This is a genomic window from Acinetobacter sp. ANC 5378, from assembly GCF_013004315.1.
GTDB lineage: Bacteria > Pseudomonadota > Gammaproteobacteria > Pseudomonadales > Moraxellaceae > Acinetobacter.
This window is the reverse complement of the sequence record NZ_JABERK010000100.1, coordinates 1-10,892: the sequence shown is the minus strand read 5'-3', so window position 1 is coordinate 10,892 and position 10,892 is coordinate 1. Positions and strand designations below refer to the sequence as shown.

Genomic DNA, 10,892 nt, shown 5'->3' with positions numbered 1-10,892 from the left:
AGTTCTTTATCCGACATAGACACCAACATATCAAACCGTCCGCTTCAATAATCGCAAAAGTGCATATTCTAAAAGCGGACATTTTTACTTTGGAGAAACCGGACATTTCTATTTTGGGCTTACAGATTGACTTCGTATACCGCCCATTATGTTAAATGGAGAAAATTAGGGAAATATTTCCACTAATGCCCAAACACATTTCTTATATTCATGTAGAAGCATTAGTTCGGTAATATTTACAGAAGAAGGAATATCCTCCCTATCATTAATTAAAATTTCAATATGATCTGTAGCAGCTTCTTTTGCATTTTCTAATGCTTCTTCCACACTATTTCCAATAGCATTACATCCCGGTAAGTTTGGGAAATAAACGGAATATGGACTTCCTTCAGAGAGGTCTATTGCAACAGGTTGTAATATCAATCTTGTGTCCTTTTTTCGACATTAGCATATCAAGTGGAATTTTGATCTGCGCTTGACGAATTATACTTTTCAATGTGCCTTTTGGAAGAGTCTGTACTGGATGTGGAATTGTGACCAGTCCTTTAATCTCAGAATGTTTAAAGTGATTATGGCTACCTGTTTGTCTTACACAAATCCAGCCAAGACTCTGGAGTAAGCTAATTATTTTGATGCTGTGCATGATTTACCCTCTTATAGGGCTATATTTCTATAGCCCTTAAAAATTTTTAGAAGCGAGTTCCTGGGAGCTTTGGCCAAGGAAAGTTTTTTGGTGGTTCAATTAACATGTTCTACCTCTCAATGATTCCGTTGATTTTTTATGACTTCTTTTGCAACTTGAATTGCGATGGTTATTAAGATTGCACGCATATGATTCCCTATTTCATAAAAATATTAGGTGGTAGATGTAAAATATCTAATAGACCAGTTAATACTTCACTCAACATATTTTTCTCCTTATAAGCGGTCTTTAATCGCTTCTTTTGCTAGTTCAGCTGCAATATCAATTGCTAGATCGATTAAGTCATCAAACATTTTTGTCTCCTTTTTTTGAATTGACTTATTAAATTTTCCTAGACTTTTAATCCCTGGAATGAACTCAATATACAAATGTGATGTGAAAGATGCAATCAAAAAAAATCATATATGATAGGTAAAAACACCACTATTTAATTTTTAAAATAAACCAACGTTTATTTTAGGTTTTTTTTTGCTATTTTAGGATAAACTTTTTATTTAAAATATATAAATGTTTTCATTTTAATAATTTTTTAAATATACTTTTTCTATTGATTTTTTTATTTCTTAATATTTAAGGTTTGAGGGGAGAATAAAATTGATTGATCAAAAAGTAACCAATCGAGAGATTCTGAAATTTTTTGGATGCTCACCAGAGAAAATTTTAGAATCACTTAAAGAAATATATAAAATGACTTGGGAGCAGGTCTTACTACTAGCCGTTTATTCTCGACAACAGTTTATAGAACAGGAAAAAAACTGGTCTTTACCAATAGAGTCACCAAAAAACTTTTCCAATAAAATTAAATTAATAAATATTTTATTCCATCGTACAGAACAAAATTATGAATTACTAAGCGATAAAGTTTTAGAAAAAATAGAAAATTATGAAGATATTCATAGTATTACAAGTTTTTTAATGAAAATACAAGAATCTCGTGATGCTCAATTATCAGATTTAGCAAAAAACCTTTTAAATGAAATTTCTACTAACTATATTTCATTTACTTCTAAAGATTCACACAATAATAAACATCCATATTCTTATTATTCAATGTGTAAAATATTAAACTATTCTCTTCCTATTTTTAGAGATTTAATTGATTTGAACTTATCTATTGAATCCGTAAATGAAACTTTTTTAGCAGCTATAAAATCTACTATTACTGGAGATAGAGCAATTAAGACAGATTATGGTTTTAATGACAGTCCACTTCATAATTTTTATAAAAAGATAAGAGAAAGCCAAAGTATAGAGGAAATAATTAATATTATAATAGATAATGAAGAATTTAAAATTGATAATAATATTATATCAAATGGGGTTTATGGTATTTATTCGAAATATTTAGGCGACTGGATGAATCATATTTATTGTAAGTTAAAGAAAGATAAATATAGTTTCAATCGGAATAAAAATAATACTCTTAATATGATCATTAAAATTGATAATGAAAATGATGAACAGAATAATAGAGTTATAAGAATTAATGAGTTAAATCTACAAAATATATTATCACTAGGAATGATTGATCATCTATTAAATGCATTGAAAAATAGAATATTAAAGACTAATTTTATTGGTAATAACTTTGATCCAAATTCTCTTAATGACGTAGTCAATTGGTATAGAAAGTCAAAAACCATTCTTTGCCCAGATATTGATGATTGTCCTTGTCTAGTAGCTAGTGTTTTAGAATTCGATTTTAGAAATAAAATAGGGACTTTTGATAAAGACTATGGAATTTCCATTCCAATTAATAAAAAAACTTGGTTTGCAAAAGATGGATATTTGATTGTAACTGGACTTATTCGTAGATTTTTATTTAAATCTGGATCTTTTGAAAATTTATATAGATTAGATAAATATTATCCTGATTTTTTAGAAGATATTAACGAATATATTAATATCTTGTATATTAATAACGACAAAAATTTTATTCTTAATGAGAGTCTAGAGGATTTAAAGAATTTAGAAAATAATATGATGAAAGTGTGGGCTAATCTAACATTTAGTTCTCCTTTAGATGAAAAATCTAAAGAATATAAGGCATTGATAAATAGATTTAAAAGACTTCCTATATACCTGAAAGAAGAAAAAAAAGTAGCGAATGCTGAGGATGTAAGTTTCAGATCTAAAAAAAATATATGGAATCTAGATGGAATTATTTGGCGACAAAAACTTAACTCACAGAAGATTGGCTATCCAATAGATTCTCCATTTCCATTTCCATTATGGGCTAATTTTGATTCAGTCGATAAAAAGAGAATAAGAATTTTCAAGATAATTGAACAGGTTGATACTAAGTTAACTGTTGAATTGCCTCTAAAATTAACATAATACACCTTATACGAAAGGCCCGTGTTAGAACCCATTTTAATTGGTGAATAACAACCCGACTCATGGGCCTTCTGAGTATCCCTTTAACATAAATCTCTTATGCGCAGTTCGAGTGTAAGCCACATTTAGCTTTAATCCTGGCTTACTTTACGTTTTTTAATTTTAAAAGTTCCATGACCAGCAAAGCGTCGAGCAAGGTCAGGATTCCGGCCTTCCAAACGTTTAATCACAATTGGGGTTCGATTCGGCGTTTTACTCATTAAATGATCATTTTCAACATACATAACTGATCCACTTTGAGCTGCGGTAATAAAGCTTTCTCGAAGTGCACAAGCTGCCTGAGAAGCAATTTCTCTCTCATCGTCATTTTCATTAATTAGATTTACTGCTGACATTGACGTAATCCTGAGTAAAGCCAACCTAAATCATATTCTAAGTCGGGTAGCTAAAGACATTTCGCATGTGAGGCATTATGCAACACACATAGTAGCTTCTTTTCTGCTTCAAGGTAGCTATGATGTGTGTTCTTGATTTTGTATTTAATTTCAATAACTTAAAAAATTGATGTTTAAGTTTTATTTTTCCCACACAAATAAAATAATATTTAAAATCGAATACTTATATTATGTGAGAAATTTAAAGCTTAGCATCACACATAATACCTACCTAGTGAAGCAATCTAGGTAGGTATTATGTGTGATTGAAAAAACATCCTATACCTCAATTTTATTGGATTTCTCCCTCTGTTTTTCGTGTTTTGTAATGAAAGCTTCCATTAATACAGTCACATAACAAGATTCAGCTTCTTGATACGGTGTATTGTTGGCAATCATATTTTTAATCTTTTTAATATATGAAAGCTTTAATGTCCTGGCTCCATGATCAAACCAAGGATGATTATACTTATCGTTGAATAAGCGTTTTTCCAGATGATACAAATTCCCAATCTGCTGACGTACCCCACGGTAGCCTAAATAGCCCTCCAAGGCCCGGAAATGGCGTTCAAAATAGGCTTTCTTCTCATCCAGACTGGCATTTTTTTCAATCAGGCTCTGAAACCGTAAAACGACCCTTTTCCCTTGTTCTAGTTGTTCCTTATAGGCTTGATCAGTCAGACGCCAGGTCCAGTCTGTAGCGTGTTTTTCGTTGGTCCAATTCTTGGCTTGAAGCTCTTTAATACTTTTTTTCGGCTTGGTCAGACGTACCAATTCATATTTACTAGAGCGGATTGGATCAACATCGCCGATATAGTTAAAAGATTCTGCACTTGGACAAATCTCAAAGATTCTACGGTTAATCTTCACTAAATCTTGTTTGTCTTTTTTATTCAAAACCTTTTGAGTTTTTTCATCAAATAAGAAAGCATCACTGGTTCGACAAAACAGGTAAGCCTCTACTTGCACTAAAAAACCAGGTTCATTTTTAGCAATTTTTTCCCAACACTCATTTTCACTCAGCCCTGGTAAATAACTATAACTGAAATTAACTAGCAAGCTAAAAACCGGCTCACTGTTCAATCTTCTCCGATAGGTTTGCTGAGCTGTTTCCAGTAAATGATAACGTTCAATCCATTTAGCAATCATATGAGTTGCTTCATTATTATTCGTATTGAACCTAAATTTCTTAGAAACAAGATCATATTCGTTTGTCATCATTCCCATGACATTTTTTGTAAAGTCTTTAGGAAAGTAGCTGTAATAAATCATTTTTTATTACTCTCAAAGTGATTTTAATAAAGTGATTCTATAAGAGATTTATAAAAGATATTTAGTGAAAATTCTATAAAAAATCCTTAAAAACCCAAAAATTGCATTTTTGAAGTTTTTAAGCAGGATAAGGAACCACCTTTGGTGATTCTATAAATAGCAGTTCCCCAAAATGGGCTTGACGACCGCAACTTGATCAAATATAACGCTTTTAGGGTCTTTGATTTTTTTGCGTGGACTGCCAATCCATGAGCCAATTCTTTTCTGTTTGGTTCCTGGGTTGCCTACCCATGAATCAGACACACTCCCCCTTCTTGAGGATTGCCAGTCTTTGAGAAGCTTTAGTGGTGAAGCTGCGTGCGTGAGGAAACTCTAGCTGGCGCGGCTACACTAGGGGCTGGCGGGTGTGACTCCCGCTTTCTACCTGTTCACTCATTTTGATGAATGAACACCCTCCACTCCCAAGGTGGAGGTCAGTTGGGCGACAAGGACACGGGATCACGGTGACGTGGCGGTGGGAGTAACTTCCCTCCTAGGCTGAAAGGGCCGAAACCCTGTATTAAAACAGACAGTCAGAGGACTCACGGAATGAGTAACCTCGTCAATAGCTGATAACCAGACGCTTCAAGTCAAAAACAAAAATAAAGACAAGGGCGTAGGTTATACCCGCAGGTGGGCTTTTGAGGGCATCGTGAGGTGTCAGGGTTGCAAGGCGAAAGCTGGCGCAATCGGTACTCGATTTTAGGTGAAACAGTGAAATTGTCGGATGACATTCTGTTTTGCTGTCGAGATCAATGGATAGCTCAAGCCTGTAAGGTCGTCAACATGGTGCTGTTTAGGCTGTGTATGTCGATATGGGTAAGGCGTGAACGTGGATGATTATTAACTGCATACAGCATTGTATAAACCTGATACGACTTGGAACTGCGATCAGGGGAGATAGGAATGTAGGTGTTGTATGCAGGAGATCGGTACGGGTTCTACCAGTTTTCAGGCAACTGAAAACAACTGTTTTAATACTAACTTGGGAAGCAGTTTTGTTTGAAGCCGTATTGCTTGAAAATTTCTCTTTAATTTGAAGAGGTTTTCATTCAATCGGAGGCAACTTCCGAAAAAACAGAACTGTGGGAGAGTGACTTAGTAGGGCTTTGCTGTAATGGCAGAGGAAGCATTTCAATTCGAGTGAAAGGCGAGCGTTGAAATGAGTAACGAAAGGACACGCCATTAAGTTGGAGTGTGTAAGAGAATTGGAAGAATGTGGTTTGAGGATGAAGTTTGGCGACTTCATAGACTTGGTGGTCTAAACCCTCCAGCCACATTTGTAAAAATCGACCTAGAAGATCAGATTCGAGTGGCATCGGATCCAGAAATTCCAAGAACCTTGAGAAAACAAGTGAAATCAAAGTCTTTGATCCGACTTTTTATAAACGGTTAGTGGGGACCTCACTTAAAAAATCCTGACGCAGCCGATTCTGCTGAACGAAATTAAAAATCTGTGTGTCCCTCATCACACATAAATAACTGAGATCAAAGTCCTGAGTAAGACTATAAACTGCTTTCCATTTTGCGCTCATTTGCGTTTTAAGCCATTTTCTCTATTTGATATAGGGAATCATTGGTAATCAGTGAAAAAACGCGCCTACCCCCTATTTTTTGCCTCTAATCGTTATATCAGAGCGAGTGTCTACGAGCGAACGCTAAAAAGTTGAGCCTAGACTCCCTGAAAAACCGTTTTTACTATTTTATATTCTAGAAAAACTTAGATTACATGTACAAAACAGAGTCTTGACCGAGCGAAGCGAGCAAAAAAGCTTTATGAGCGAAGCGAATTCCGAGTTGCTTTTGCTTTTTTCAAAAGTCACGAAAATATTACTCAAAAATTGCCCCGACGAATCGAGCGAAAGCGAGATTCAATAGAGTTTGAGCGAAGCGAAAACCAAGGGCAATTTTTCATGATTCAGGTTTTTAATTATTTTAAGGTTTTTAAATGCTTTTCAACTTGCTATAAGCCTTATAGTTCAATGTATTCAGAGTATATATAAAGACGTTTAATTACCAATACAAAGACGTTTAATTACCAATACAAAGACGTTTAATTACCAATACAAAGACGTTTAATTGTCATTAAAAGACAAATTAATACTTGTCTTTTAAATGATTTGAATTAATATGTCTTTTAAAGCTATTAATAACTCATATAAAGACGTTTAATTACCACATGAAAAAAGATCTTGTAGTTAAAACAAATCGTTTGAATCAAGCATTTCAAGTACTTTCCCTAGCAGAATTTCATATTGTTCAATTGGCTATTGTAGATGCCAGAGACACTGGTACAGGATTAACTACAGACATGCCTCTAAGAATAGATGCATTACGTTATGCCGATGTATTTGGTACTACTCGACAAAATGCTTATATGAGAATGAAGGAAGCGGAAGAAACCCTATTTAATCGCCGATTCAGCTTTTTTGATGAAGATGGAAAACTTGTAAAAAGTCGTTGGATTTCTCAAGTTAAATATTTGGACAATGAAGGTGCCATAGAAATTGTTTTTACGCCTGCTGTTGTTCAAGGCATCAGCCGTATCAATGGGGTAAAAGAATTTTTTACTCAATATCTTTTGAGCCAAACAGCACAATTAAAAAGTGTGTATTCAAGTAGACTCTATGAATTATTGATTCAATGGAGAAGTACAGAAAAAACCCCCATCATTAATTTAGAAGACTTTCGTGCACAGCTTGGAATCGAAGAAAATCAATATAAATTAATGAGCGATTTTAAAAAAAGAGTTCTTGATCTAGCTATTAATGACATTAATGAAAAAACAGATATTAAAGTAACTTATCAACAACATAAAAAAGGTCGCTCGATCTCGGGTTTCTCTTTCAACTTTAAACAAAAAAAATCAGCTGCTAAGTCACTAGAGAATAAGCGGGATCTAGACACTATCGATCTTTTTTCAAAAATGACCGACAAACAATGCCACCTATTTGCCAATAAACTCTCCGAACTCCCTGAGATGAGTAAGTATTCCCAAGGCACAGAAAGCTATCAACAATTTGCTATACGCATCGCTGAAATGCTGCAAGATTCAGAGAAATTTAAGGAGTTAATTCCTTTACTAAAAAAAGTAGGGTTTCAATGACGTTGTTAATTGACATTGTAAAGTTAACAGTCAAGTATTAATACAAATTGAAAACTGGTTTACATGATGAAAAAACTGTCAGTTTCAGAACTAGCAAAACTATATGGATACTCTAGACAGGCTATTTATGCCCATATAAATAAAGGAAATTTATCAAAAGGATCTGATGGATTGATTGACTTTTCAGAGGCTTTGAGGGTCTTTGGAGAGCCACAAAAAAACAACTCTACTGTCAACCAAAGTCAATCAACTAACAGTCAAAACTTAACAGAAGTTGACTTATTAAAACGTCAAGTTGAAATACTAGAAAAACAATTAAATCAGGCCGTGCAGAGAGAAAATCAATCACTAGAACGTGAATCGTTTTATCAAGAACAGATTGAAGCTATGCAACGTCTATTAGAAGCCCCAAAAGCCAATATGACTACGTTTACCGATCAGAAATCTAATCAGGATATAGCAACAGATCCTCGGTTAGAGCCAGAGCCGAACTATGCCGGATTGACTACTCTTGAAAACAAGCGCATTCCAGTGCCGGAGCATGTTGAACAGGAACCGGAGAAAAGGGGCTTTTGGAGCCGTTTTTTTAGACCCTATGATTAACCACGATTGTTTAACTGATATGAACAAAGTTGTGGAACATTGATCAAATAATAGGCGTGGAACGTGAAAAATCATAAAAAAAGCCCATTCGGTGGCGATTGGGCTATAAACTAGAAACTACAGCATTGATTTCTATAGATAATTATAACGCATTTCGTATAAGGTGTATTATGTTAATTTTAGGAGTTCTTAAAATTCATCATTAATTCAGACTTATATTTTATTAAGTTATAAAATATGCCATTTTTCTGATTCACTGTACCTTTTCTATGCAATTTAGATACGATATAAACGGATTACGAGCAATTGCTGTTCTTGCTGTAGTCATTTTTCACTTTAATCCACAAGCGCTACCAGGTGGATTTGCTGGGGTTGATGTTTTCTTTGTTATTTCTGGTTTTTTAATGACCTCCATTATTTTTAATGGTGTAGAAAAAAAGACTTTTAGTTTATTCAAATTTTATAATGCTCGGGCAAACCGAATCATTCCAGTATTGGCTGCAATGTCAGCTGTTTTACTCGTATTTGGGTGGTTCTATTTAATTCCAAGTGACTATCGTGACTTAGGCCGTCAAGTTGAGAAAAGCTCCTTATTTATCTCAAACCTTTTATTTGCAAAAGGTGGCGGTTATTTTGATACCGCAGAGCATACTAAATGGCTTCTTCACACTTGGTCTTTATCTGTTGAATGGCAATTCTATATTTTCTTTCCAATAATAATTATTGCTCTTAAAAAATATTTAAGCCTCAACAATTTAAAACGTGTTGTTATAGGTTTATTTCTAGCAAGTTTTATTTACTGTGTTTATGCAACTTACAAAGATAGTAAAACTGCTTATTTCTTACTAACAAGCCGAGCTTGGGAGATGCTACTCGGTGGGTTAGCCTTCCTATATCCTTGGTCGCTTCAAAAGAAGATAAAACAAGTTACAATTCAATTGTTAGGTATTGTACTTATTGTTGCTTCATATTTCTTAATGTCAAAAGATACGTTATGGCCTGGTTATATGGCACTAATACCTGTACTTGGTGCATATTTAATTATTGTAAGTAGCTTCCAAAATAACTTCATCATCAATAATCCAGCTTTTAATTATGTTGGGAAATGGTCTTATTCTATCTATGTATGGCATTGGCCTTTAGTCGTTTTAGGGTTCTACTTTGCATTTGAAAATTGGTGGGTATACGGCATTCCACTATCCATCTTACTTGGATTCTTAAGTTATCAATTCATTGAAAAGATTAATTTTCCACGCTATTCATTTTGGAAAGAGATATACAAAGCAAAACCTTTTTATATTTTCTTAATCATTTTAACTTGTGGATATACAATCAAAGAAACAAATGGAATAGCTTCACGACTTCCAGAAATGGCCCAAATCGCAGAAAAAGAAAAAAATAATTCAAATCCTTATAAATGTGATAAGCAAGAATTTTATGAGTGTATTATAGGTAAATCATCTAATATTAAAGCTATTATTATAGGTGATAGTCACGCAGATTCATTAACAACATCCCTATCTTCTATTTTTGATTTAAAATCAGAAGGTATTATTTCTATATCTACCGGAGGATGCCCTTTAATTTTAAATATGCAATATTATGATAAAAGACCTTGTATTGAAATCAACCAAAAACGAATGGATTTTATCCAATCTAAGAAATATCAAAATGTCCCTATTATTTTAGTCGGAAGATATTCAGCTTCCTTATTTGGAGAAAATGATCCAGATCGTATCCCCTCAGGAGGAGCAAAGCCAAATATCTATTTTGGAAATAATCCAAATGTTTCTCAACATAGTAGATTAATATCATTTGAAAAAAGTTTAGAAAAAACACTTTGCCAAATTTCTATAAGCAATCCAGTTTATATTATCCAACCTATTCCAGAACTAGGTTTTAATGCGCCACAAAAAATTATTAAAAATTATTTTTATGGAAAAAATGAAAAAATATCAATTTCATATAATAGTTATTTAAATCGCTCAGGAAAAGTAAGAGAAATTATTAATAAAAGTGCCCATAAATGTAAGGTACAAGTTTTAGATCCAGCTAAAACTTTATGTAAAAATAATGAATGTATTTCCACATACAAAAATCGACCGATTTATCGTGATGGAGATCATTTAAGTGAATATGGAAATAAACTATTAGTACCAATGTTTAAAGAGCACTTAGATCAATAATTATTAGTATTTGTAGGCTTATTTTATTCATCTTGTATAAGTAAGCCTACCAATTATTTAACATAAAATCTCTTATGAGAAATTAAAATGTTATTCCCAAGTAGAAATGTCCTACCTAATAACCAAATAGAAATGTCCTATATGGACATTTCCAAGTCAAGCACAGGATTCAGATTTCGTTGTTGAATTGCTGTTTTCTGTGCACGTCTGCT

Annotated in this window: 9 protein-coding genes; 4 read left to right on the top strand and 5 right to left on the bottom strand. The window is 33.4% G+C overall.

Annotated features, from left to right (window positions below):
• Positions 1-165: 165 nt before the first annotated feature.
• The 3 genes from HLH16_RS15590 to HLH16_RS15580 form a co-directional block, all read right to left on the bottom strand.
• Positions 166-423 (bottom strand): type II toxin-antitoxin system HicB family antitoxin, encoded by a 258-nt coding sequence (locus tag HLH16_RS15590; protein ID WP_171530009.1) that lies wholly within the window; start codon positions 421-423, stop codon positions 166-168.
• Complete coding sequence (locus HLH16_RS15585) at positions 389-643, bottom strand: type II toxin-antitoxin system HicA family toxin (protein ID WP_171530008.1); 255 nt, start codon at positions 641-643, stop codon at positions 389-391. The genes HLH16_RS15590 and HLH16_RS15585 overlap by 35 nt, the downstream gene beginning before the upstream one ends.
• A gap of 275 nt (positions 644-918) precedes the next feature.
• A complete protein-coding gene (locus HLH16_RS15580) occupies positions 919-1,095 on the bottom strand; it encodes a hypothetical protein (protein WP_171530007.1) in 177 nt (58 codons plus the stop codon).
• Positions 1,096-1,297: 202 nt separating this feature from the next.
• On the opposite strand from HLH16_RS15580, the gene HLH16_RS15575 reads away from it, so the two are divergent.
• A complete protein-coding gene (locus HLH16_RS15575) occupies positions 1,298-3,040 on the top strand; it encodes a hypothetical protein (protein ID WP_171530006.1) in 1,743 nt (580 codons plus the stop codon).
• Between the two features lie 131 nt (positions 3,041-3,171).
• Here the strand turns inward: HLH16_RS15575 and HLH16_RS15570 are convergent, their stop codons facing one another.
• Together HLH16_RS15570 and HLH16_RS15565 are read right to left on the bottom strand one after the other, a co-directional pair.
• A complete protein-coding gene (locus HLH16_RS15570) occupies positions 3,172-3,435 on the bottom strand; it encodes a hypothetical protein (RefSeq protein ID WP_085064986.1) in 264 nt (87 codons plus the stop codon).
• 318 nt (positions 3,436-3,753) lie between these two features.
• Positions 3,754-4,746, bottom strand: coding sequence for a hypothetical protein (locus HLH16_RS15565; RefSeq protein ID WP_171530005.1), 993 nt, complete (start codon positions 4,744-4,746; stop codon positions 3,754-3,756).
• A 2,218-nt stretch (positions 4,747-6,964) separates the two neighbouring features.
• Between HLH16_RS15565 and repM the strand changes: the two genes are divergently transcribed.
• From repM to HLH16_RS15550, 3 genes are all read left to right on the top strand, one after another.
• The gene (gene repM, locus HLH16_RS15560) at positions 6,965-7,891 is read left to right on the top strand and encodes a replication initiation protein RepM (protein WP_146857201.1); all 927 of its coding nucleotides are present in this window, start codon (positions 6,965-6,967) and stop codon (positions 7,889-7,891) included.
• A 66-nt stretch (positions 7,892-7,957) separates the two neighbouring features.
• Positions 7,958-8,494 (top strand): plasmid replication DNA-binding protein, encoded by a 537-nt coding sequence (locus tag HLH16_RS15555; RefSeq protein WP_171530004.1) that lies wholly within the window; start codon positions 7,958-7,960, stop codon positions 8,492-8,494.
• A gap of 269 nt (positions 8,495-8,763) precedes the next feature.
• A complete protein-coding gene (locus HLH16_RS15550; protein WP_171530003.1) occupies positions 8,764-10,680 on the top strand; it encodes an acyltransferase family protein in 1,917 nt (638 codons plus the stop codon).
• The last annotated feature ends 212 nt before the right edge of the window (positions 10,681-10,892 follow it).